Raw genomic sequence first — 24,878 nt, forward strand, 5'->3', positions numbered from 1 at the left:
GAGGAGGAATCAATGGATCTCACAGAACTGAAAAATATCGTGGAAACCCAGTTCGACTTCTTAAAAAATATGGGACTCAGGGTGCTGGATATTGAACCGGGCCGGGTGCGCCTGATGCTGCCCAAACAGGGGAATGAAAACCACCTGGGCACGGTTTGGGCCGGGGCTTTGTTTACCCTTGCCGAAGTGCCCGGCGGGATCCTGGCCTTTACCCTGTTTGACGGCACCCGGTTTTACCCGGTGGTCAGGGAAATGAATATTAAATATCTCAAGCCGGCCACCTCCGACGTCACTGTTGAGTTCACGATGGACAAGGACAGGGCCGCCCGGCTGGAAGCAAGGGCCCGGGAGGCGGGCAAGGCCGACTTCGCTCTGGAAGGGGAGGTGAAGGACGCCCAAGGGAATGTGGTGGCCGTGACAAAAGGCGATTACCAACTGCGCAAATACTGAAGGAAGGCAAATATGGAAAACATTACAGGCGCCCTGGCCGGCATCAAGGTGCTGGATCTCTCCCGGCTGCTGCCCGGCCCGTTCTGCTCCATGATCCTGGCCGACCACGGGGCCGAGGTCATTGCCATTGAGGACGGGACAAAGCAGGCCGGGGAGATTTTTTTCAACGGGGTGAACCGGAACAAGCGGCATATGTCCCTGAACCTGAAAAGCGAAAGGGGCAAGGCGATTTTCTTTCGTCTGGCCAGGACCGCCGACGTGATCCTGGAAGGGTTCCGGCCCGGGGTGGTGAGCCGCCTGGGCGTGGGCTACGACGCGGTGCGGGCCGTGAATCCCGGCATCGTCTATTGCTCCATCACCGGTTTCGGCCAGACCGGGCCCCTAAAGGACCGGGTGGGCCATGACGTGAATTTCCTCTGCGAATCGGGCATCCTGGATCTCATGGGAGAATGGGGCAAGCCCCCGGCCATCCCAGGGGTGCAGATGGCGGATATCGCCGGCGGCGCCATGAATGCGGCCATCGGCATTCTCCTGGCCCTGGTGGCCCGGAACAATACGGGGACGGGGCAGTATATCGATATCTCCATGACCGACGGGGTGGCGGGGTTCCTGATTCTGCCCCAGTTTTTTGAGCAGCTTTTCGGCATGCCCCAGCAGCGGTCCAAAGGCATGCTTTCCCACCGCTTTGCCTGCTACAATACCTATGAAACCCGGGACGGCAATTATTTGGCCCTGGGGGCGGTGGAAGCTGTTTTCTGGCAGCGGCTGTGCACATTGCTGGACGCCCCGGAATATATCCCGTTGCAGTATGACGAAACCCGGCGGGAGGAGGTCATTGACTGGCTTTCGGATGTGTTTAAAAGCCGGACCGCGGCCCACTGGGAGGACCTCCTGGAAGGGGCCGATGTCTGCTGCTCCCGGGTCAAGACCATGGCCGAGGCCATGGACGGCGGCCTGTACCGGTCCCGGGAAATGGTAGTGGACCTGCCCGGGCATGACGGCAGCACCCTCCCCACCATCGGGGTGCCCGTGAAACTGAGCGCCACCCCGGGGGCTGTCCGGACCCCGCCGGAATCCTTCGGCCAGAGCACAGAGGCGGTGCTGGCGGAACTGGGCTATACCCGGGAGGAGATTGAGCAGTTCAAACAGGAAAACATCATTTAAGCCTATAAGGAGCCGACCATGACCCACGTAATCGCCGACCGGCGGGACATTGACTTTGTTCTCTACGAGCAGTTCAGGATCCAGGAAATCTGCAGCCATGAAAAATATGCGGACTTCAACAAAAAAACCTTTGACATGATCATCTCAGAGGCCCGGAAACTGGCCGTGAAGGAGATTCTGCCCACACTGCAGGAAGCCGATGAGACGGGGGCGGTATTTGAAAACGGCCGGGTAAGGGTGCCCCAATGCTTCAGGCGGCCCTATAAGCTTTTCGTGGAGGGCGAATGGACCGCCATGACCGCCGATCCGGAACTGGGGGGCCAGGGCCTGCCCCAGATGATCGCAGCGGCGGCCTCGGAATACCTCTGCGGGGCCAACTACGCCTTCGGCCTTTACGGGTTTGAGGGCCATGCCGCCGGGCGGATGATCGAGGTCTTCGGCACCGAGCTTCAGAAACAGCTGTTTTTGAAAAAAATGTACTCCGGGGAGTGGGGGGGCACCATGGACCTCACCGAGCCCGGGGCCGGATCCGATGTGGGGGCGTTGACCACCACGGCGGTGAAAAATGAGGACGGCACCTATTCCATCACCGGCAGCAAGATTTTCATCACCTCCGGGGAACAGGACCTGGTGGAGAACATCATCCACCCGGTGCTGGCCCGCATCGAAGGGGCGCCGGCCGGGACCCGGGGCATCAGCCTGTTCATCGTGCCCAAGATCTGGGTGAACGAGGACGGCAGCCTGGGCGGGGACAACGATATCGTTTGCACGGGCATTGAAGAAAAGATGGGGATCCACGGGTCCGCCACCTGCGCCCTGACCTACGGGTCCAAAGGAGGATGCCGGGGGCTGCTGCTGGGGGAGGAAAACCGCGGCATGAAGGTGATGTTCCAGATGATGAATGACGCCCGGCTCATGGTGGCGGCCATCGGCCTCAACTGCGCGGCCGCCTCCTACAGCCACGCCCTGGGATATGCCCGGGAGCGCCTCCAGGGCCGGGCCCTGGAAAACGCCCTGGATCCCGAGGCCCCCCAGGTCAACATCATCCAGCACCCCGATGTGCGGCGGATGCTGCTGTGGATGAAGGCCCATGTGGAGGCTGTCCGCTCCATGATCTACTACGGGATTTCCCTGGTGGAAAAAGAAAACCTGGCCCGGGACGAAAAGGACAAGGCCTACCACAAGGGGCTGCTGGACCTGCTGACCCCGGTGCTCAAGGCCTATTGCACGGACCGTGGGGTGGAGATCTGCTCCCAGGCCATCCAGGTGTTCGGCGGATACGGCTACACCAAAGACTATCCCGTGGAGCAGCTGCTGCGGGACGCCCGCATCGCCCCCATCTACGAAGGGACCAACGGCATCCAGGCCATGGATCTTCTGGGCCGCAAGCTGGGCCTCGACCAGGGCAAGGTTTTCATGAATCTCATGGCTGAAATCCGCAAAACCATCGATTCCGCCAGGGAAGTGCCTGTGCTCAGCCGCCTTGCCGGCGATCTTGAGGCCTGTGTGAACCGCCTCTCTGAAACGGCTCAGCACATGGGGATGACGGCCATGTCCGAAAAATTCAAAACCGCCTTTGCCCATGCCTGCCCCTTCCTGGATGTGATGGGGGATGTGGTGGCCGCCTGGATGCTGCTCTGGCGGGCCAACACCGCCGTGGCCCCCCTGGCAAAGCTGACCGGGGAGAAAACCGGTGCCGATCTGGCCGCCTTCCTGGAAAAAAATAAGGAAGCGGCATTTTACCAGGGCCAGCTCACCACGGCCCGGTATTTTATCCGGTCCATCCTGCCGGTGACCCAGGGGAAGATGGATGCCATCAAGGCCATGGACGGGGCCGTGGTGGAGATGCCTGAACTGTCCTTTGGGACGTGATGTTCAGCAGCTTTTTTTCAGTATATTAATTCCCCGGGGGCGTGCCATCCCCCGGGGGATTAATCCGCCGGATTTCCGAAAACAGCCTTTCTGGTCCGGCATCTCCGGGCCGGGGGAATCCTGGTGCCCCGGCCCGGAACAAAAAAACAGGTCCGCTCCCCTGTGAATCCGGCCTAACCCGTATTGAAACCGGCGGCGGAATGTCCTATAACCGGTTCATGTCAATTCTAAGGTCCAAATTAATTCCTCCCGTTCCGGGCAATACCCTGTCCCGAAACAGATTGGCCGATGGGTTTATCTCCTCTGACGATATCACCCTGACCCAGATCGTTGCCGGTGCCGGGTTCGGGAAGACCACCCTGGCCGCCCAGATGCTGGCGGCATCGGAAACCAGAACGGCATGGTACCGCCTGGATGAATTCGACCGGGATTTTTCATTGTTCATGACCTATATGACAAAGGCCCTGGAAGCCGCGTTTCCCGGTTCGGACCTGAAGCTGCCCCCGCCGCCGTCGCCGGCCATGCCGGCCGGAAAGCAGAAACGCTGGCTGCTGGAGTGGACTGCGGCCCTGGATGCCGGCATCCCCGGAAACTGTGTCATCGTGCTGGACGACTACCATCTTGTTGAAGGGGAGATCAACACGGCGGTTGAATTTATTCTGGACCGCCTGCCCCGGGGGACCTCCCTGATGCTCATCAGCCGCCGGCCGCCCGGATTGAAGATCTCCCGGCTCAGGGCCGGCCGGCGGGTGTTGGATATCCATGAAAAGGACCTGGCCTTTACCGAGGAAGAGACCCGGCGGTTTTTCACAGAGGCCGGCAGCAGCCGTTTCCCGGACCCGTCGGCCCTGGGGGCCATCCACAAAAAAACCCAGGGGTGGGCGGCGGGCCTGGTGCTGTTTTCCTGTGCCATGGGGACCCAGCGGTTAAAAGACATCAGCAAGGATTTGGGCCGGCTGCCCGAATCCCGGACCCATGTGTTCGATTACCTGGAAGAGAATATCTTTGAGGCCCAGTCCCCGGAACGCCAGGCATTCATGGTCAAAACTGCCGTTCTGGAGTTCATGGATACGGATTTCTGCGACGGGGTTCTGGGGATCCGGGAGTCGGGAGATATTTTCAGGGAAATGGCGTCTCAACACCTCATGGTCTTCCCCGTTGACGGCAGCGAAACCGGATTTTACTACCACCATCTGTTCAGGGATTTTCTCCGGGCAAAGGCGGCGGAGGTGCTGGGCCCGGAAACCCTGGGCCGGGTCCATCTGGCTGCCGCCACCATACTGGCCGGGCAACAGCATCCCCTGGCCCTTCATCACTATATCGAGGCCGGGGATTATGCGGCTGCCGCCGGTATGCTGTCGGACCTGGAAGTCCAGTTCCTGCTCAAGGGACAGATGCCCTTTGTCAAGGAATGCCTGGAGCGGATCCCGGCCCGGATACGGGCGGCCCAGCCCCAGATCCTGTTTATGTCCGCCAAGCAGGCCTCCTATTACGGCCGGCCGGACAGGGCCATTGAGAGCCTGATATCAGCCCGCCGGCTTTTTCTGGAACAGGAAGAACCGGAACAGGCCGTAAAATGCCTGGCCGATCTGGGGGCCCAGTATTATTATACGGGCTGCATTCCCGAGGCAAAAGGATTGATGGAGCAGGTGCTTTCTGGGATCCGGCCGGATTCTCCCACCTATATTCTGGTCATGACCTATTTGGTTTTTTTCGCCGGGGTGCTGGGTGAGATTGAATTATCAGAAAAATATGAATCCGACGCCAGGGAAGTGGTGGGGCTTTACCCGGAACCCCAGCGGCGGGCTGCGGAAATCCTTATCGGCACCTCGGTGACCTACCGCCTTTATATCACCGGGGAAATGCTGAAATCCTCCCGGTTGAACCAATGGCTCGTCAAAGAAAGCAAGCGGACCGGATTTGCCGCCTGCCTGCCCCTGGCCTATTACCAGAGTGCGACCACTGACTATTACCTGGGACGCTATGAGGCCGGGGCGGCCAACGCCCGGGAGGGGATCCGGACGGCGGAGCAGATCCACCTCAGGGACAGCCAGAAGGGGTGGATTTACCTGGCATGGGCGGAAAACTGCATGGGGCTGGAACAATGGAAGCGGGCCGGGGCCCTGGTCCGCAGGGGGCTGGAGATTTTCCAGGGGCCGGGCAACCGGTGGGGGGAGGCCAATGCCCTGAATGTGCTGGCCCGGCTGTCCATGCGGCACCACCGCCTGTCTGAAGCAGAAGAATACATCGACCGGGCCCTGGGGGTGATCCGGGACCGGGGCATAGACTTTCCCATGGCCATCGTCCAGCTGACCCGGGCCCGTATCCTGTTCTGCCGGAAGGATTACCAGGGGGCATTGGCGGTATTGGCGCCCCTGGAGGCGGCCCTGGAAAAGGCTGCCCATTATCAGGGGCTGGCCCGGCTGCTGACGGCAAAATGCCGAATTGCCCTGGGAAAAGCCGGCCCCGAGGCATACGACATGGCGGTGGAGCGCATTCGCCGTTTTGGCGGGAAAGCCGGCTGGGCGGACTGGGCTGAAAGCTGCATCCTCTCCCATGATCTCCAGGAGGAAAAGAAAATCCAAAGGGTGCCGGCCTGCCGGGCCAAGGCTCCGGAATCGGGAGACCAGCCCGGGGGGCTGAGGATTCAACTGCTGGGGCGGTTCCAACTGGCCGTGGGGGACCGGGAGATCCGCCCCGACGACTGGACCCACGCCAATGCCCTTCATCTGTTTAAATACCTGGCCGCCCACCGGGACAAGGGCTACCTGCCCAAAGACCTGTTGATGGAGGTGCTCTGGCCGGAACAGGACGCCCGCCGGACCGCAAAGCGGTTTAATGTGGCCACCAGCCGGCTGCGCAAAATTCTGGAACCCAACCTGCCTCCCAGGGCCAGGTCCGCCTATATTCTCCGCCGGCGGGACCAGTACCGCCTCAGCCTGGGGCCGGGGGGCTCCTGCGACCTGGAGCGCTTTCTTTTCCATGCCGGGGCCGCCCGCACCCAGGACGGGGCTGATCCCGGCGCCCGGGAAGGCCACTGCCTTGAGGCCGCCGCCCAATACCGGGGTCCCTTTCTGGAAGACACCCTTTACGAAGACTGGTGCAACCGGAAACGGGAGGCAATGACCATGGAATACTGCCGCATTCTCAGGCAGTTGATCCGCTGCTGCCAAGACCGCGGGGATTGGGAGGGGATGGTGAAATGGACCCGGACCGGCCTTGGGGCGGACCCCTTTGACGAAGCCATGCACCAGACCCTGATGTCCGCATACGCCGGCCTGGGGCAGTATGACCGGGTGGCCCGGTGCTATGAACACTGCCGCCGCCAAATGGAAAGCATGGACTGCCGGGTGAGCCCCAAAACCCGGATGCTCTTCAGCGATATCATGTCCCGTCAACTCTGATTGCCCCAACCTAGGGACGTCCGATGCATTCGGAGGTCCGTTTCTTTAGGTTTATCTTCTTTTTTTCCTGCCGATTCAGTCCGGATTTAGTCTGAATTTAGTCCCTGTCTCATATAAGTGTGCCCATGGCGCCGGTCTTTGGCAGCCGGAGGCCGTATCCGATGACAAGAATTGAAAGGAAATACCTATGCTGGAACTCGCGTTGAAGGGAAACCGGGCGTATTGGATGTGGATGGGGGGCTTGGTTCTGGTCATGGCCGCAGGTTTTGTGTTTTATCTGGACCAATGGGAACACGGACTGATGGTCACCAACCAGAGCCGGGACGTTTCCTGGGGGTTTTACACGGCCCAGATGACCTTTCTGGTGGGGGTGGCCGCCGGCGGGGTGATGCTGGTGCTTCCCTATTACCTCCATGATTATAAGGTGTTCGGCCGGATTACCATTCTGGGGGAATTCCTTGCCGTGGCATCAATGGTCATGTGCCTGACCTACCTGCTGGTCCACCTGGGCCAGCCCACCCGGGCCCTGAATATCTTTTTGTATCCCACCCCCTGGTCCATGCTGTTCTGGGACGGGAATGTGCTCACGGGCTACCTCATCCTGAACATTATCATCGGCTGGAAGGTCATTGAAGCCGAGTACAACGGAACGGCGCCCCCGGCCTGGGTAAAACCCCTGGTTTACCTCTCCATTCCAATGGCCTTTTCCATCCATACCATGACCGCATTTATTTATTGCGGGCTTCCGGGGCGGGGATTCTGGCTCACGGCGATTCTGGCGCCCAGATTTTTGGCCTCCGCCTTTGCCTCGGGGCCGGCCCTGCTCATTCTTCTGGCCATGGTCATCCGAAGGGTCACCCCCTTTGACGCCGGTGAAAAGGCGATCCAGTCCCTGGCCGTCATTGCAGCCTACGGGCTCTGTGCCAACCTGTTTTTCATGATTTGCGAGGTCTTTGTGGTCTTTTATTCGGCCATTCCCGCCCACACGGCCCATTTTACCTACCTGTACGCGGGGCTCCACGGAAAGAACGGCATGGTCCCCTGGATGTGGACCTCGGTGTTTTTAATGGTGACGGCGGCCTGCCTCCTGCTGATTCCGTCTTTGCGGAAGAGCCCGCCCCTGCTGGCCCTGGCCGCCGTCTTCCTCTTTTGCGGCACATGGATCGACAAGGGGATGGGGATGATTTCCGGGGGGTTTGTTCCCTCCCCCCTCCACCATGTCACCGAGTACTTTCCCAGCGGCCATGAACTTGTTATCTCCGCAGGGGTCACCGCCATGGGGCTGTTTATTCTCACCCTTCTCTATAAAATTACGATTTCCGTCAAGGTGTGGAATCACCGGGGCGGCCAGGGCGGGTAACCAATGCCCGTCTTGTTTTTCTGCCATGGAGAACCTGGCAGGGGCGAGGGGCCGGACGGCCCCTCGAAGCCTTCAGATTCTAATGGTCGTACTGCTTGGCGTAAACGGCGTCGTTGTACATGGCTTCACCGTACAGGGTTTTGCCGTAATCCCGGATCAGAGACTGGCCCTTTTCAGACCCCAGGAAATCGATGAATGCGGCAGCCGCCGGCTGGGCTTGGGTGGCGCCGGCCGGCTGGCACAGCCCGTGGTAGGTGTTGATGAGCATGGGGTCGCCTTTGAACAGCACCTTGAGGTTGTCCAGCCCCTTTTTGCCCGCCACCCAGGTGGAGGAGTCGGTCATGAAGTAGCCGTTGACTGCATTGGCCTTTTTCAGGGTGGCCATCATGAAATCCTTGGTGATGATGTACCAGTCGCCCCGGGGCTGGACACCGGCTTTTTTCCATACGGCCAATTCCTTTTTATTGGTGCCCGAGTTGTCCCCCCGGGAGAGGAAATTGGCTCCGGCCTTGGCGATTCTGGCATAGGCATCGGCGGCGGATGTGGCCGAGGCGATACCGGCGGGATCGTTTTTCGGCCCCACAATATAAAATTCATTGGATCCGATCAGGGAGCGTTTCACGGCCCAGCCATCTGCCACGGCTTTTTTCTCGGCGGCCGGGGCGTGGACCATGATGGCATCCACCTCTTTATTTTTCAGCAGCTTCAGGGATTTGCCTGAACCGGCCTTTACCCAGCACATGGTGGTGTTGTGGGTGGCGTTGAATGTATCGGCCAGTTCCTTGAGCAGGCCCAGTTCCCCGGGGCTGCCCGTGGCCAGTCGGAAAACTTGGTCAGCGGTGCCGTAGGAGGCTTTGCACGGGCCGGCCAGCCCGTTCCCGGTGAAAAAGGCAAATGCCAGGATGGAAAACACAATCGTCAGTTTCAGTTTTAAATCTCGCATGGGGTCTTTCCTTTTTGTAAGTTGTTGGCATGCACCTGCGGATCTTTGCAGGGAATGGGATTTCAATTATTGAATCGGTGTGTATTTGTCAATATGAAATACTCATCTTTGATTTTTGAGACAATACCAACCGATACCAACCATTGTTAACTATCCGTGAAAATAAAAATTTTCACGGATATGCCCTCGCATCCGGCGCGCTTATTTGCTATGACATATCCATAACCGAAATCGATGATGACCGGGACCGGAAGGGGCCCGCCAAATAAAAGGGATAGTCCATGCCCAAAGAGATGACCCATTTTGCCCTGGCCGGGTGCCTGGCCCGCGCGCTGACTTCAAGCTCCCCCTTTTATGAACCGGTACACCGGTTTCCCCATTTGTTTTTGCTGGGGGCCATTGCCCCGGATATCCCCTTTTATTATCTGGCGGGACGGCACCGGAAAAAGGTGGAGGATTTGAGCCTGCCCTTCCACCGGACCGACGGCCGGGCCCTGGAACCGGTGGCGGCCTTTCTGGACCGGAATTCGTCCGGGCCCGCCCTGGCCCTGGCCGCCGGGGTGGTCTGCCACCTTGCGGCGGATACCCGGTTCCACCCCCTGGTCTATTATTATGCCGGCATGGACGGGGTACACCCCGGGGCCACCGGCAGGCACCGGACCTTTGAAACCGCCATGGATGTCCACTTCTGGCATCTTTTCCGGGGTGAAACCCGGCTGAACCGGGTGGCGGCCGGGGTTGAAATCCCCAAAGGGCAATTGCGCCGGCTCCTGGCTGATTTATACCGGCCCGGCCCCTGCCCGGGGGAGGGGGCGCCCCTGGCGGCCCTGGATTGGCACCGGCGGATACAGGCCCTGTTTTCTTCATCCTGGATACGCCAGGGGCTGACCGCCCTGAACCGGATGAACCGTTCTTTGCCGGAAAAATACGCCGGACTGGTCTATCCCTTTGGGCGGCCCCAATACCTGCCCTTTTTCAGCGGGACACTGGCCTATCGCGACCCCTGTTCAGGGGCGCCCGCTTCAACCACCTTGGCCGCCATGATCCGTGAGGCCGCGGCATCGGCGAAACAGGTTCTGGCAATCATTGCCGGGGAGCTGGCCCGGGGACGGGTGCAGGATGCCCTGTCCCATTCCGGGATGCCCCGGATACGGCCGGCCCTGCCGGAAAACGGATTTACCGCCTGGCTCGGCGAGCCGGATATACATGCCCTGGTTTACCGGGGATGCGAACCTCCCTTTTAACCCGTACAGATCTGGAGAGATTATGGACGAGATGCGCAGCCGGACAGACAAAAAGCAGGTTTTCGGATGGGTGATGTATGACTTTGCCAACTCCGCCTACACCACCCTGGTGGTCACTTTTATCTATGCCACCTACTTTGTATCGGCCATTGCCCCGGACAAGATTTCGGGCACGGCCCTCTGGTCCAGGGGGGTGACCATTACGGCCCTGTCCGTGGCCTTTTTGTCCCCCCTGCTGGGGGCGGTGGCCGACCAGGGCCGGCTGCGCAAGCTATTCCTGTTGTTTTCCACCCTGGTCTGCGTCGGGGGCACGGCCATGCTCAATTTCGTCATGCCCGGGGAGGTGGGCCGGGCCCTGGTCTGGTTTGTGATTTCCAATGTGGCCTTTGAACTGGGCATGGTCTTTTACAATGCCTTTCTGCCGGATATCTCCACCCCGTCCACCATCGGCCGGATCTCCGGGGTGGGGTGGGGCGTGGGGTATGTGGGGGGGCTGCTGGCCATGTTTGTCGCCATGGCCGGCTTCATCAACCCCGATGTGCCCTGGTTCGGACTGGCCAGGGAGACCGGGGCCCATATCCGGGCCACCAATGTTCTGGTGGCCGTTTGGTACGGCCTCTTTGCCCTTCCCCTGTTTTTCCTTGTGAAATCCCGGCCGGCACCGGAGAAACCGGCGGGCGGGGCCGGTAAGCTGATCCGGTCCGGGATCGCTGACATCAAAACCACCTTCAAGGACATCCGGGCCTACACGGAGATCGTTAAGCTGCTCATCGCCCGGATGATCTACAATGACGGGATTGTCACCATTTTCGCATTCGGCGGGATCTATGCCGCCGGCACCTTCGGGTTCACCTTCCAGGAGATCATGATTTTCGGCATTGTCCTGAATGTGGCGGCCGGGGCCGGCGCCCTGGTCATGGGCGTCTTTGACGATAAGCTGGGGGGCAAGAAAACCATCCAGATCTCCAATGTCATCCTGGCCCTGGCGGCCCTGCTGGCCGTGCTGGCACCGGGCAAGCCTCTGTTCTGGGCGGCCGGGATTATGGTGGGATTTTTTGCCGGCCCCAACCAGAGCGCCAGCCGTTCCCTGCTGGGGCGGTTCGTGCCCCGGGAAAAGGAAAACCAGTTTTTCGGTTTTTTCGCCTTTTCCGGCAAGCTCACGGCCTTTTTCGGCCCCCTGCTCCTGGGCATTCTCACCCAGGCCTTTGACTCCCAGCGGGCGGGCATTTCCGTGGTGATTCTCTTTTTCGTCATCGGCGGGCTGATTCTTTCCCGGGTGGATGAAGAAAAGGGGATGGCAGCCTCAGGAAAAAAGGCCTAGATGGTTTTAAATATATAATGAAAAAAGGAGGCCGCGATGTTTGTGCTTGGCATCCAGGGAAGCCCCCGGAAAAACGGTAATTCAAACTATCTGCTTTCATCCTTTTTAAAGGAATGCGAATCCCATGGGGCGCGGACTCAGACCATCCATGCCCCGGACCTGGCCGTCCAGCCCTGCAGGGAGCTGGTGGTCTGCGAGAAAAAAGGGTTCTGCCCCATAAAAGACGAGATGGAGACCAGGGGATACGGGCCGGTGAAACAGGCCGATGTGGTGGTGCTGGCCTCCCCCATCTTTTTTTACAATGTCTCGGCCCAGGCCAAACTCTTTATTGACCGGTGCCAGATGTTCTGGGGGCGGAAGTACAAGATGGGGCTCAAGGACCCGGACCGGTTTTCCCGGAAGGGTTTTTTGCTCTCCGTGGCCGCCTCAGGGGGAAAGCGTCTCTTTGAGGGGGTGGAATTGACGGCCAAGTATTTTTTCGATGCCCTGTCCGCGGATTTTTCAGGCTCCCTCACCTATAAGAAGGTGGAAGATGCCGGGGCGATCATTGTCCGGCCGGAACTGGAAACAGAGATCAGGGAGGCGGCCGCCCACCTGCTGGTCCCGGAAATGGAAAAAAAACAATTGATTTTTCTCTCTTCCCACGGCCAGTGCCGGAGCCCCATGGCCGCCGCATTTGCCAAGGAACTATCAAAGGGCAGGCTCCGGGTGGCGGCGGCCGGGCTCGGGGCCGGGGAGGCTCCCCTGCCTGAAGCCGTAACCGCCATGGCATCCCTTGGCCTGGATATAAAGTATAAGACCGCCCTGTCTTGGGATGAGATCAGGACCGCTTTGGGTGAAAGGGACCGGGTGGTCTGGCTGGGGCGCCGGGATGAACTGCCGGAAGGGCTCACCCCATGGGCCGTCTGGGAGATTCCCCCGGCGGCTGCCGGGGAACAGGAGCGTGTCCGTGGGGCCAGGGACCTGATTCAACAGCAGGTCAGCTCCCTGGCCGGAATTTAACTTGCCCTTGCAAAAAGGGCCGTTTCGTTATACCTGTTCAGGTATAGTCGTTCCATCAATATTGAAAATCCATAATGCAAGGTGAGGTCGTGAAAAAAATAATCTTATTCTTGGTGTTTATTCTGGTAATGGGGCCGGCGGCCGCCGGGTTTGCACAAGAGGAAAAGGACGGGGGCAAGGCTGCGCCCGAACAGGCAGCGGCCCAGGCCGAGGGGGAAAAAGAAAAGGGCACCCTGGAAATGCTCCATTCCATCGTGGCACTGAAAAACGACCTTAAAAAACGGATGGCCGATAAAAAGAAGATGATCAAAAAGGCCGGGTCCGAGACGGAAAAAGGGATACTGAAAAACGAGCTGGAAGAGATCGATAAACAGATGGCCGGTGCGGTGATGGACTTTGAACGCATCGCCACCGGCGTGGATATCTCCCTTTTCGCCAAAAAAGAGGCCGAGCCCTTTAACTGGAAAAACGAGGTCCTCTCCCTTGCAGAGCCCGGGATCATGGAAATTAAGCGGTTGACGGTGAAGGCCCGGCGCAAATCCAAACTCAAGGATGAATTTTCTTCATACGAAAGCCTGCTGCCCGTTGCAGTGAAGGCCCGTACCCGTATTGAGGGCCTGATCGCGGAAGCCAAGGATAAAAATCTGAAAAGGTCTTTGCAGGAACTGCTTCCGGAATACAAAGGGGTGGAAAGCCAGATCCAGAACAAGCTGGACCTGGTCAGGCTGCAGCTGGAGGAAATCACCCGGGAGGAGGCTTCGGTCATCGACAGCACCCAGGATTCGGTGAAGAATTTTTTCAGGACCCGGGGACTCTTCCTGGCCATTGCCCTGGCCGCCTGCATCGGGGTTGTCCTCTTCCTGAGACTTTTCAGCCGGAATATCCTCAAGCTCATGCCCGGTTATAAATCAAAATACCGGCCCTTTCACATCCGGTTAGTTGAGCTGCTCTTCCGGGTTCTGACGGTTCTGTTGACCCTCCTGGCCGTCATCGCCGTCTTTTATATATTCGAGGACTGGGTACTGCTCTCCCTGGCCATTATCTTTCTCATGGGCATCGGGTGGGCCGCCAAAAACACCCTGCCCAAATATCTCCACCAGAGCCGTCTCATGCTCAATATCGGGGCGGTACGGGAGGGGGAGCGGATCATGTACCTGGGCGTTCCATGGCTGGTAAAGCATATCAATGTCTACTCCATCCTTGAGAATCCCACCCTGGGGGTGAAGCTTCGGGTACCCATCGAGGAACTCATGAACAAGACCTCCCGGGAGTACCACCCTTCCGAAGCCTGGTTCCCCTGCCGCAAGGACGACTGGGTGATCCTCTCCGACGGCACCCGGGGCGGGGTGACCCACCTTTCCCATGAAACCGTGGACCTGGTACTCCGGGGCGGTGCCCGGAAGACCTACCTCACCGCAGATTTTCTTGGCATGACGCCCCTGAATCTTTCCGTGAACTTCAGGCTGAAAATCCCCTTCGGCATCAGTTATAACCACCAGGAAGCGGCCACATCCCGCATTCCCGAACTGCTCCAGTCCCATATCCAGGAGCAGATTGGGGCCGAGGGCTATACCGACGACCTGCTGAACCTGAGGGTGGAATTTGCCGAAGCCGGGGCCTGTTCCCTGGACATGGTGGTTATCGCCGACTTCAAGGGCAAGATGGCCCCCCTGTACAACCGCCTGAACCGGGCGATCCAGCGCTGGTGCGTGGATGCCGCCACACTCAATGACTGGGAAATTCCCTTTCCCCAGATGGTTATTCACAAGGGCGAGTAATGATTTAATGCCGTCTGCCGGCCGGCCCGGGTTGTTGAACCCGGGGGGCCAGGCCGGCAGGGTAAAGGGACAGAGCGGTGTAAATGAGCGGATCGCCAGGACGGCATGGATTCGATCATTTGCATTTTCAGCCCGGTTAAAAACTCAGGAAGAACAGGAGAGCATGGAGCAGCCGGGCTTATTCCGGGCCCATTCCGGGCGCCTGGCTGCAAACTTTTCCTTGTCCGGCTGTTCGTCGTAGGGACGGCGGACCAGTTCAAGCAGTTCGTGGATTCGTGAAAAATCGCCTTTTTCAGCCTTGTCGATGGCCTGCTGGCTGAGATAGTTCCTCAGGATATACTTGGGATTGACCCGGTCCATTTCTTTTTTCCTCTCTTCGGGGGGGCGGCCTTCCTCTTTCAGCCTTAACCCGTAGATTTTCAGCCATTGGCCCAGCCGGTCCAGATAATCCGGGCCGGCCTGTTCCGGCCGGTAGAGGGCCGGGGACAGCCAGTCCGGAAGGGTGGCGGGATCTGTGTCCTTGGCCGGGTCGAATCGGGAGAGCCCCCTGAAAAAGAGGGTGTAGTCGGTCTCCACGGCAGTGAGCAGGGCGAACAAGGAGGATACCAGTTCCGCGTCAGCTGCCGGGTCGTGGCGGTTGAGGCCCAGTTTGGCGGCCAGCATATTGCGGTGGGTATGGGTGAATTCCTTGACGGTATCATCCAGGATCTCCTGGAGGGGCCCGGGACTGCCCGTCACCGGCAGGATGGCCCCGGCCAGACGGCCCAGGTTCCACAGGGCGATCCGGGGTTGGTTCTGAAAGCAGTAGCGGCGGCCGGGCAGATCTGTGGTGTTGGGGGTCCAGAGGGGATTGTAGTCATCCAGCCACCCGTAGGGGCCAAAGTCGATGGTCAGGCCCAGGACAGACATATTGTCGGTGTTCATCACCCCGTGGACGAATCCCGTCCGCATCCAGTGGACCACCATCTCCATGGTCCGCCGGGATATTTCCATGAACCAGGACGTATAATCCTTTGGCGCCAGGTGGGGAAAGTCGGTTTCAATGGTGTAGTCCATGAGTTGTCGGAGCAGGGCGGTCTCCCCCCGGGCGGCCAGGATTTCAAAATTGCCGAACCGGGTGAAGGAGGGGGCCAGGCGGCAGACCACGGCGCCCGGTTCCTCCCTGGGATGGCCGTCGTAGAACATGTCCCGCTCCACGGGCTGGCCGGTGGTCGTAAGGCTCAGGGCCCGGGTGGTGGGGATGCCCAAATGGAACATGGCCTCGGAACAGAGGAATTCCCGGATGGAGGAGCGGAGCACGGCCAGGCCGTCGGCGGTCCTTGAGTAGGGGGTGGGGCCGGCGCCCTTGAGCTGGATCATCCACCGCTCCCCCGCGGCATTGACCACCTCTCCCAGGTTGATGGCCCGGCCGTCCCCCAGCTGGCCGGCCCAGTTGCCGAACTGGTGGCCGCCGTAGCACATGGCAAAGGGATCCATGGCCGGCAGGACCCGGTTGCCGGAAAAGACCTGGGTGAATTCCCGTGACCCGCAGTCCTGTTCATCCAGGTCCAAAAGCTGTGCTGCCTCCCCGGAGACGGCAAGGGTTTCCGGTGCCTTTACCGGGGTGGGAAGCACCCGGGAATAACAGGCGCCTTGGACCTGGCGGCGGAAATTGCCCGGCTCGGAATCCCCGGGCAGGCAGCGGGTAAACCGGTTGTCAAAATTCAGTATGGACGACAGTGCTGGGGGCGGGTGGGGTGTCATGGCAGTCCCTCGGTGTTATGTTTGTTGTAAGGGTTGCCTAACAATATAAGACTGGTTTTTCAGTCTTCAACCGGGGGAAGCATGAGGGTCAGTTTTTTTACGTGGTCAATTTCTTCGGCGATGATTTTTTTCAGCCCCGCCTTTACCCCGGCGGAGTCGATAAAAGTTTCTAGGAATTCGTAGAAAAGGATGGTGTCATTTTCAAACATGATAAAGGTCTTGATCATCTGTTCCCGGGTGGTGATGGATGAAAAATCCACCTCATCCAGGGAAAGGGTGTTGTCCCCCATCATTTCCCTGAGCACGTCCGGGAGCATGACTTCAAGGTCCTCCTGTCCCCCGGCTATTTTTGCTTTCTGGTTAAGAAACCAGGAGGCGTGGCAGTCTTCCTCACGGGCCATCCATTTGAGCAATTCTTTAAGCTGCCTGTTGTCCGTATCTTCCAGGGCCCTTGAATAGACGCTTTTACCGTTTTCTTCCATTTTAACTGCAATATCCAAGAGGTCGTTGAGGGTAAACATGGCGGTGTCCTTATGCTGGTCCGGCGGTTATGAAATTCGAGGGAATTATATATAATCGGCAGGGGATTTGAAATACTTGATCATGAAATCCCGTTATATTGTGTCCTTTTTTAGTAAAAATGTTGATTTATCACCACAAACCCCCTATAGAACAATAATCAAAGAGAAAAGGATATCTCTTCAAAGGGTCGCCAAAGGATATGGAAAAGATATTTGAAAAAATAAAAACCGCCAATCATCTGCCCCACCTGCCCCAGGTTATGCTGAAGCTGGTCCGGGCCTGCAGCGATGAAAAATCGGATGTTGACGAGCTGACCCGGATCATTGCCGCAGATCCGGCCCTGGCGTCAAAGCTGCTGCAGATCATCGCCTCCCCCTATGTCAACCTGCCCAAGCAGGTGAACACCATTAAGACGGCCGTGGTTTACCTGGGCCTGGATACCATCCGCAACATCGCCATCTCTTCCTCTGCCATGCATTTTTTCAAGATGGCCAAGGCGCTGCCGCGGTTTGACATTAACCGGTTCTGGTATCATTCCTATAAATGCGCCATCCTGGCCCGGCGTATCGCCGCCGAGGAAAGCCAGACCGCACCGGATGAATATTTTCTGGCCGGGCTCCTCCACGATATCGGCTGCCTGGTGCTCATGCGCACCTTTCCCAAGGCCTATGAAGCCGTACTCCATGAGACAGCCGCCGGCAAGCCCCTTGGCGATGCCGAAACCGGCCAGTTCGGGGTGGATACCCCCCAGGTCTCGGCCTGGCTTTTCGGCCAGTGGAACCTGAACCCCATGACCTCCGATGCGGTGATGTTCATGAACGAGTCCCTGGACAGGATCCAGGGGGAACTCCTCCATGTCAGAATTTTATATGCAGCCAATGCCCTGGCCGGGTCCGGGGCCATGGAGCGGATGCCGGATATCCTCAGGCTTACAGATATCCCCGAACTCCGCCTGGGCCAGATCCTCACCGAAGCCGAAGACGAGGTCGAAACCATGGCCAGGCAGCTGGGGGTCAACCTAGAACCCGACCGGGACAAGGTCAGGGAAACACAGGAACAGGACCGGGCCGTTGCCGGGGAAATCAAGGAGCTGTCCCTGTTTTACGGCACCATGGACAGCCTGCTGGAGGCCCGGGATGTGCCCGCCGTACTGGATGCCGTGCAAAAGGGGCTGGAAATCATCTTCCATGTGCCCCGGGTCTTTTTCTTTCTTCTGGACAGGGAAAAGAAAATACTCACCGGCATCACCGGCAGAGAAGACCGCCACCATAATATCGTGCGCAGCATTGCCCTGCCCGTGGACAATACGTCCAGCCTGCTGGTCAGGGCCATGAACACCGGGCTGGTCCAGACCGGGTTCGGCCGGGATGAGCTTGCGGTTTCCGATGCCCAGATCATCAGGTTGCTGGAAACCGAGGGGCTGTACTGCATCCCCATCACAGCCTCGGGCCGCGCCGTGGGCGCCATTGCCCTGGGCGTGGACGAGGGCCTTGTGGAAGAACTGAACAACAGCCAGGGGGTGGTGGGGCTGTTTTCCCGCCAGACCGGGATCTGCCTGGAAAATATCGAATTCCACCGGGCCTATGCCAGGGACATGAACGATAAAAAAATGGAAGCCTATGCCGCCCTCACGGACAAGGTGGTCCACGAAATCAACAACCCCATTGCCATTATTAAAAATTATCTGGAAAGCCTCAAACTCAAGCTGCCGGACAAGCATCCGGCCCAGGAGGAACTTTCCGTGGTGGGGGAAGAGATGTACCGGGTTTCAACCCTGCTGGAAGGGCTGACCTCCTTTTCAAAACCCAAGGTCGGCGGCCTTGAGGTCATCAGCCTGAACCAGGTGGTGGCGCGGGTGATGGATGTATTGAAAAAATCCCTGCTCCTGCCCCGCCAGATTTCCGCCCATACCCAGTTTGACAAGGAGGTCCCCGACGTCCGGATGGATGGCAACGGCCTGAAACAGATCCTGATTAACCTGGTGAAAAATGCGGCCGAGGCCATGGTGAAAGGCGGTGATATTCATATCAGCACCCGGCTGCTGCCCGGGTCCGCCAAGGTGATGATTGATGAAAAAAGAAAAATACCAGGGTATGTGGAAATCCGCATAGAAGATAACGGGCCGGGGATTCCGCCCCATATCCGGGAACGGCTGTTCGAACCTTATAACTCCAGCAAAAAGAACGGGACCAATTCCGGGCTGGGCCTTGCCATTGTCCACTCCATCGTCAAGGAGATGCAGGGCCGGATTACCTGCGACGACCAGGAAGGAGGGGGCACTGCATTTTCCGTCTTCCTGCCCCTGGCCCCGGACCAGGGCGTGACCCGTTCTGAAAAAGAGGCGGCCCATGGCTAGAATCGGAGATATCATGGTGGATGAAGGACTGGTCTGTCCCGAAGATGTGGACCAGGCCCTGTCCATCCAGAGCAAAGATTCCCGGTCAAAAGACCGGCTTTTCGGCAAGGTGCTCTGCGACCTGAACCTGGTCACGCCCATGGACAATTACTGCGTCCTGGAAAAATACAAGAAGGTGGTCTCGGTCAAGGATTTTCTTGTCCAGAAAAATATTGCCCCCGAGGCCCGGCTGGAAGAAGTGGAGGCCCATGCCGCCCAGAAGGAAATCCCTTTTATTTCCGGGCTCCTGGAGGCCGGGGTCCTGTCCAAGGCCCAGCTCAAGCAGATCCTGTTCGAACTTTTTCACATCCCCTTCAGGTCCGTGAGCGATATTGTATTCAGCGAGGATAGCCGCACGCTTCTGGCCGGTGTCCTGGACCGGGTCCGGGCCGCCCGGCACAAGATGGTCCCCCTGCAGCTGTCGGGCAATAATCTGGTCATGGGCATCACGGATCCGGCCAATTTGGTTTTTTTAAGGGATCTGGACCGGGGATTTCCCCAATACCGGTTTACCCCGGTTTTCATCACTTTTTCCGGATTTACCTGGTTTTATAAACTGATTTACAAAGATTCCTGGCTCTCTGCCGACCCCGCTGCCGAGCCGGTGAACGGGGCGCCCAGGAACAAGGGCGGCGAACTGTCCGATCCCTTTGATTTTTCCGTTACCGTCATTGACCCCGACCGGGATGAAGAGGCGCTGAACGCCCTGTTTGAGCGCTATGAAACCTGCTGCGGGCTGGGCTCGGCCGCCGCCACCCCGGGCACGATTATGGACTCGGATATAAATATGGAACGCCGGATCCTTTTTTTTGAATTCATCCGGAGAAACCACAGGGAAATTGCGGAAAAGTTCAACTGCAGATCCGTTGAATTTTCCTTGAAACACAAAGACGGCCGCACGGTGGTGACGGCCCTGCCTGGAACCAAGGGGGAATAATCATGGCAAAGGTGCTCACCGTCGCGTCGGGCAAAGGGGGCGTGGGCAAGACAAGTATCAGCCTGAACCTGTCACTGGCCCTGGCCAAGGCCGGATACCGGGTCTGCCTCTTTGACGCCGACCTCGGCCTGGCCAATGTCAATATCCTCACCGGGCTGTATCCGGAATACGGACTGGCCGAAATCCTCACCGGCGAAAAAAAGCTGGCTGAGATCATGATCCGGAATTTCAACGGCATTGATATTATCCCGGGAAGTTCCGGGGTGGAAAAACTGGCAGACCTCACCGCTTCCCAGGCAGAACGCATGATCCGGGGATTTCTGGAACTGCCGGACTACGATTATTTTATTCTGGACACCTCCGCCGGCATATCCGCCCAGGTGCTTGCCTTCTGCCGGACCTGCCACGAGATGATTCTGGTGGCCACCACCGAACCCACCTCCCTCACCGACGCCTATTCCCTGCTCAAGGTGCTTGCCCGCAGCAATAGCATGCCCCGGATCCGGGTGGTGATCAACCAGGTCCAGTCGGCAGAGGCCGCCAAGCTGGCCTATTCCAAGCTCAAAAAAACAGTTCAAAAATTCCTGGCAGTGAAACTGGCCCCCCTGGGGGTGCTGGTCAAGGATCCCAATGTGCCCATTGCCGTGGTCTCCCAGATCCCCTTTATGAAACTTTTTCCCGATACCCCGGCATCCCGCTGTGTCCGGGCCATGGCCTTGAAACTGGTCAAGAATCCAGGGGAAGGCATGCCCGTGGAAGCATTCTGGGACCAGTGCCTGGATTTCTTAAACCGGAAGCGTCCCCACACCGATGCCTCCCCGGCCTCCCAGTCAGGAAAGGATAGCGACGCCCAGCGGCAGGCCCTGGAAAGCCGCCTGGGTACCATTGAGGATAAAATGGGCCGGCTGCTGGATGAGATGCGCGAGGTCAAGGAAATGTTGGGCCGGCATCCCGAGCCTGCCGAAACACCGCCCCCTGCCGCCTCCGTGGTGGCTGAACCCCATGTGTTCGTGCCTGTGCCCATGGAACCGCCGCCGGAAAGTGTGGAAGAAACGCCGCAGCCCAGCCCCATTGAATTGGATTTTGAGGGGTGGCTGGCAGGAAATTCCAAGATCAATTAAATTTTGTTTATCGCCTGTTTTACAGATCCAATTCCGCCAGGCATTGGTTGATGGCCTTTGTTTCCCCGGTGTGCTTGCCCGGATCGTCGGAGAGTTTGACGGTGTCCTGCCAGTCGGTGTCCGGGCCGGCATCCAAACAGGGGGCGCAGCGTTTCAGTTTGATGACGATATTTAAGGGCGTCACCCCCACGTCATTGGTCAGGCTGGTGCCGATGCCGTAGGCGTCCCGGATTCTGCCATTGCAGAATCTGTGGATGGACAGGGTCTTGTCCACATCCAGGCCGTCGGAAAAGACAATGGTCTTTTCCAGAGGATCGATATTCAGCCGTTGGTAGTGGGCCAGCATTCTCCGGGTAAATGCCAGGGGATCCCCCGAATCCTGGCGGACCCCGGTGAACTGCCGGGCCCATTCTTCCGTGAAATCCTCCAGAAAATTATCCGTGGTATAGGTGTCGGTCAGGGCGATGCCCAGGACATCGGGGTAAATCTTTGTCCAGGCCGCCATGGCCAGGGCATTGGCCCGGGTGCATCCGTCCAGGGCCGAGTGGAACATGATCCATTCATGGGCCAGGGTGCCCACCGGAGCAATGCCGAATGCCATGGCCAGGTGGACATTTGAGGTGCCGGCCAGTGTGTGTCCGGGGACATCGAGCATGTCCCTGAGCAGGCGGCGGTGGTTGGCGGCGGAATACCGCCGCCGGGTGCCGAAATCCACAAATGAGACGCCGTTTTCAGCCAGGATCTTGGCCTTTTCCATATTTTTCCGGCGGATCTCGTCCCTGGCTGCGGGGGGCTGGCCGGTCATGGTAAAATAGGTCTCGCTGATGACGGCCATGACCGGGACTTCCCAGAGGATGGTCTCTGCCCAGCGTCCCCTGATAATAACGGAGAGGTTACCTTTTTCCTGGGTAATGGAGACCTGGGCGGGGTCAAAGGCATAGGCTGAAAGAAAGTCCAGGTAGTCCGGGCTGAAAAAGGGGCAGGTGCGGGCCAGCCACTTCTTCTGTTTGCTGTCCAGGGCCAGGTCTGCCATTTTTTGGATTTCTCCCTGCACGGCATCTGCAAAGCCCGGGGGGAAAGGGGTGGCCCCCCGGTTGGTCAGTTCATATTCGGCCCGGGCATGGGGATAGAGACGGCAGACCGCCTGCTGCATGGTAAATTTATATAAATCATTATCAAGGATGCTGAGGATCATGGGGTATCTTTCCGTGTGTTCAATATCTTGCCTGGAATATAGCCTGTGGCAGCGGATTTGTAAAAGTATAAAAGGAGCGGCCGGTGATTTGGGGTTGAATCGCCATGGGAACCGCCTTAAACTTAAGCATAAACCCAATTAGACCAAAGACGGGGGACAAGACAGCAACCATGCACATTGAGAAAAAAGAAGCGTATACCGCCGTGATTGTGGTGGATATCCAGGGGGATTTCATGGAATGCCGGCAGGGGAGCCTGGCGGTGAAGGGGACTGACCAGGCCTATCTTAACCAGGTGGAAGAAGAAACCCGCAGGCTGAGGGCGCTTGGATTTCCAGTCTTTGCCACCCAGGACTGGCATCCTGAAAACCATATCTCCTTTTTTACCAACCATAAGGATGCCGGTGTCTTTGATATCGTAAAGATCAACGGGCGACCCCAGGTCCTCTGGCCCCCCCACTGCATCCAGGATACGGCCAATGCCCGGGTACTGGTGGACAATTCCCTATTTGAGGCCATTGTTCCCAAGGGGACGGACCCGGCCTTTGATTCCTATTCCGGATTTTTTGACGACGGCGGACAGGCCACAGGGCTGGAAAAGCAGTTGAAGGACCGGAATATAACCAAGCTGATTATTTACGGTCTGACCACGGATTACTGCGCCAGGGCCACGGCCATGGATGCCATTACTTTAGGGTTTGAGGTGCGGCTGGTCGCGGATCTATGCCGGGGGGTGGCAAAGGAAACCACCCAGGCCGCTTTAAAGGAAATGCAAGCGGCTGGAGTGGAAATAATTTAACCTTTGACAGAAATGCCTTGTTTGGACGAAACATTGTCCAGATGCAAGGCGTAACCAAAAGGTCAGAGCCAAGCAAGGCTGAAACCGGAGCGTACTTTTGCACGCGAGGATTTCAGCCTTGTGGATTTTCGTTCAGACATTAGGTGAAGGAGCGTTTGAACAGGTCCTCCATGGCGGCAATGGCATCCTCGGTGAGGTTCCGGGTGCCGGTGCCGGCAAAGGTTTTGTGGTGGATCACCGGGGTCACCGCCTGCCAGTCGTTATCTATCCAGGAAAACCAGGCTTTGCGGTCCTGTTCGTAGACGAAAATGGGGCGGTTGAACAATTTGCCCAGCTCAACTGCCCAGCCGGTGCCGCCTTTTACGGTTTTGTCCGGCAGTATCCATCCCACGGTAAAAATGTCATAGCCGTTGTTGACCATGTGGAAAATGGACTGGATGACCTTCCGGATTTTATTGCCCTTGGAAAAGGATCTGCTCAGGCGGGTGGATACGATATCCATGGAGATATTGCCTTTTTCCAGTTCTTCCTGGTTCAGGATCCGGATGCCGGACTCCCGTGCCAGATTATGGCCTTCAAAGGAAAAGGTCACTTCTTTTACTCCGTATTTTTCCGCCAGTTTGCCGAATTCCGCTTCAGCGCCCCTGTGGCCGCCGGTGTACAAAGTGAATTGAGAAGGATCGGTGTTCATGCGTATCACTCCTTTGTTAAAGGTTGGTATACTTAAGAAAATCGTTTTCGTTCTAACTGATAATAATGCCGATGGATTCAGGCTATATCATATAAAAGACAGTTAAGATAAGCAAGACGGAATCCGTGTCAAGGGCCGGCGGCGAATAAAAACCCAAGAAAAACATATGGGGTGTTTAACCGCTGTAAAATTGCCGGAATCAGGCTGATGGGATACCAGACACCGGCCCGTGATGTACTGCGGCTCCGCAGGACGAAGAATTCCGACAGCCTCTAAATTCCGTTTCGCTCAAGGAAAAGAACTCCCTTCGGTCAGACATCTTTTCCTTTTAACCGCTTCTCTCCATTAAGAGGCTGTACGGAATCCCGCCTGAAGGCTCCGCCGCAGCACATCACGGGCCTCAGAGGGCGAAACAGCGATTCCGTTTGTTGCAGCGTTCGATTAATTGAAAAAGGAATTTGAGCGCATCCTGTATTTTTATAAGATTGTTATATAAACAATACCATAAAAATCAGGTTTTCTTGATTGACACTTTGCACATCAGCATATTAATCCTTGTAATTAAGAGTGTTTTTTTTACCCAATTGAGCATATTGCAGATATGGAGCAGTTTAAAATAGAACATTTTGAAAATGATCATCCAGGAATAAAATTTCCATGGTTTAGAACATTACAACCATCATTCGCAGAAACAATTAAACACTCAATTTCCTCAAAGTTGGGTGCAGATGCCCATACAACCTCTGAAAATTTGGTTCACATCATTCTTGAAAATTCTAATTTTGTGGAAGCGATCCGAGCTGATTCAGAACATTTCTCGATTTCAAAATTATTGGACAGTATTGTGGCTCAGAGACCGATCAGTTAGCAAAAAGATGAAACAACAAAAATCGTTGCTTCGCCCTGCGGAGCGGCAGGCCACCCCGGGCCGGTGTTGGA

19 protein-coding genes are annotated in these 24,878 nt (G+C 57.6%); 14 read left to right on the forward strand and 5 right to left on the reverse strand.

Going from position 1 to position 24,878, the window contains the following annotated elements; genetic code table 11:
- Positions 1-12 precede the first annotated feature (12 nt).
- The 5 genes from HUN04_14510 (at position 13) to nrfD (ending at position 8,250) form a co-directional block, all read left to right on the forward strand.
- Positions 13-450, forward strand: coding sequence for a YiiD C-terminal domain-containing protein (locus HUN04_14510; protein ID WDP90836.1), 438 nt, complete (start codon positions 13-15; stop codon positions 448-450).
- Positions 451-462: 12 nt separating this feature from the next.
- The gene (locus HUN04_14515) at positions 463-1,614 is read left to right on the forward strand and encodes a CoA transferase (protein ID WDP90837.1); all 1,152 of its coding nucleotides are present in this window, start codon (positions 463-465) and stop codon (positions 1,612-1,614) included.
- A gap of 18 nt (positions 1,615-1,632) precedes the next feature.
- Positions 1,633-3,486 (forward strand): acyl-CoA dehydrogenase, encoded by a 1,854-nt coding sequence (locus HUN04_14520; protein ID WDP90838.1) that lies wholly within the window; start codon positions 1,633-1,635, stop codon positions 3,484-3,486.
- A gap of 200 nt (positions 3,487-3,686) precedes the next feature.
- The gene (locus HUN04_14525) at positions 3,687-6,890 is read left to right on the forward strand and encodes a hypothetical protein (protein WDP90839.1); all 3,204 of its coding nucleotides are present in this window, start codon (positions 3,687-3,689) and stop codon (positions 6,888-6,890) included.
- Positions 6,891-7,077: 187 nt separating this feature from the next.
- Positions 7,078-8,250: a polysulfide reductase NrfD gene (gene nrfD / locus HUN04_14530; protein WDP90840.1), complete on the forward strand. Its 1,173-nt coding sequence runs from the start codon at positions 7,078-7,080 to the stop codon at positions 8,248-8,250.
- A gap of 79 nt (positions 8,251-8,329) precedes the next feature.
- Here nrfD and HUN04_14535 read toward each other — a convergent pair whose 3' ends face one another.
- Entirely contained in the window at positions 8,330-9,193 is an 864-nt protein-coding gene (locus HUN04_14535) for a substrate-binding domain-containing protein (GenBank protein ID WDP90841.1), read from the reverse strand.
- A gap of 281 nt (positions 9,194-9,474) precedes the next feature.
- On the opposite strand from HUN04_14535, the gene HUN04_14540 reads away from it, so the two are divergent.
- The 4 genes from HUN04_14540 to HUN04_14555 all read left to right on the forward strand — a co-directional run bounded on the left by HUN04_14540 (position 9,475) and on the right by HUN04_14555 (position 14,538).
- A complete protein-coding gene (locus HUN04_14540) occupies positions 9,475-10,437 on the forward strand; it encodes a zinc dependent phospholipase C family protein (GenBank protein WDP90842.1) in 963 nt (320 codons plus the stop codon).
- Positions 10,438-10,468: 31 nt separating this feature from the next.
- A complete protein-coding gene (locus HUN04_14545) occupies positions 10,469-11,758 on the forward strand; it encodes an MFS transporter (protein ID WDP93298.1) in 1,290 nt (429 codons plus the stop codon).
- A gap of 36 nt (positions 11,759-11,794) precedes the next feature.
- Positions 11,795-12,760, forward strand: a complete 966-nt coding sequence (locus tag HUN04_14550) for an NAD(P)H-dependent oxidoreductase (GenBank protein ID WDP90843.1) — start codon at positions 11,795-11,797, stop codon at positions 12,758-12,760.
- A 74-nt stretch (positions 12,761-12,834) separates the two neighbouring features.
- The gene (locus HUN04_14555) at positions 12,835-14,538 is read left to right on the forward strand and encodes a hypothetical protein (GenBank protein WDP90844.1); all 1,704 of its coding nucleotides are present in this window, start codon (positions 12,835-12,837) and stop codon (positions 14,536-14,538) included.
- A 144-nt stretch (positions 14,539-14,682) separates the two neighbouring features.
- Here HUN04_14555 and HUN04_14560 read toward each other — a convergent pair whose 3' ends face one another.
- Together HUN04_14560 and HUN04_14565 are read right to left on the reverse strand one after the other, a co-directional pair.
- The gene (locus HUN04_14560; GenBank protein ID WDP90845.1) at positions 14,683-16,281 is read right to left on the reverse strand and encodes a YdiU family protein; all 1,599 of its coding nucleotides are present in this window, start codon (positions 16,279-16,281) and stop codon (positions 14,683-14,685) included.
- A gap of 59 nt (positions 16,282-16,340) precedes the next feature.
- Complete coding sequence (locus HUN04_14565) at positions 16,341-16,802, reverse strand: ferritin family protein (GenBank protein ID WDP90846.1); 462 nt, start codon at positions 16,800-16,802, stop codon at positions 16,341-16,343.
- Between the two features lie 200 nt (positions 16,803-17,002).
- Between HUN04_14565 and HUN04_14570 the strand changes: the two genes are divergently transcribed.
- The 3 genes from HUN04_14570 to HUN04_14580 are packed head-to-tail and all read left to right on the forward strand — an operon-like array spanning position 17,003 to position 21,256.
- Positions 17,003-19,159: an HDOD domain-containing protein gene (locus tag HUN04_14570; GenBank protein WDP90847.1), complete on the forward strand. Its 2,157-nt coding sequence runs from the start codon at positions 17,003-17,005 to the stop codon at positions 19,157-19,159.
- A complete protein-coding gene (locus tag HUN04_14575; protein ID WDP90848.1) occupies positions 19,152-20,135 on the forward strand; it encodes a hypothetical protein in 984 nt (327 codons plus the stop codon). The genes HUN04_14570 and HUN04_14575 overlap by 8 nt, the downstream gene beginning before the upstream one ends.
- Positions 20,136-20,137: 2 nt before the next feature.
- A complete protein-coding gene (locus HUN04_14580) occupies positions 20,138-21,256 on the forward strand; it encodes a MinD/ParA family protein (GenBank protein WDP90849.1) in 1,119 nt (372 codons plus the stop codon).
- A 19-nt stretch (positions 21,257-21,275) separates the two neighbouring features.
- On the opposite strand, the gene pncB is transcribed toward HUN04_14580, so the two are convergent.
- A complete protein-coding gene (gene pncB, locus HUN04_14585) occupies positions 21,276-22,451 on the reverse strand; it encodes a nicotinate phosphoribosyltransferase (GenBank protein WDP90850.1) in 1,176 nt (391 codons plus the stop codon).
- Positions 22,452-22,621: 170 nt separating this feature from the next.
- On the opposite strand from pncB, the gene pncA reads away from it, so the two are divergent.
- Positions 22,622-23,248 carry a bifunctional nicotinamidase/pyrazinamidase gene (gene pncA / locus HUN04_14590; GenBank protein WDP90851.1) on the forward strand — a complete coding sequence of 209 codons (627 nt, stop codon included), beginning with the start codon at positions 22,622-22,624 and terminating at the stop codon, positions 23,246-23,248.
- Between the two features lie 139 nt (positions 23,249-23,387).
- On the opposite strand, the gene HUN04_14595 is transcribed toward pncA, so the two are convergent.
- Positions 23,388-23,939 (reverse strand): hypothetical protein, encoded by a 552-nt coding sequence (locus HUN04_14595; protein ID WDP90852.1) that lies wholly within the window; start codon positions 23,937-23,939, stop codon positions 23,388-23,390.
- Between the two features lie 601 nt (positions 23,940-24,540).
- Between HUN04_14595 and HUN04_14600 the strand changes: the two genes are divergently transcribed.
- A complete protein-coding gene (locus tag HUN04_14600) occupies positions 24,541-24,807 on the forward strand; it encodes a hypothetical protein (protein WDP90853.1) in 267 nt (88 codons plus the stop codon).
- Positions 24,808-24,878 lie beyond the last annotated feature (71 nt).

It is taken from the genome of Desulfobacter sp. (genome assembly GCA_028768525.1).
Taxonomy (GTDB): Bacteria; Desulfobacterota; Desulfobacteria; order Desulfobacterales; family Desulfobacteraceae; genus Desulfobacter.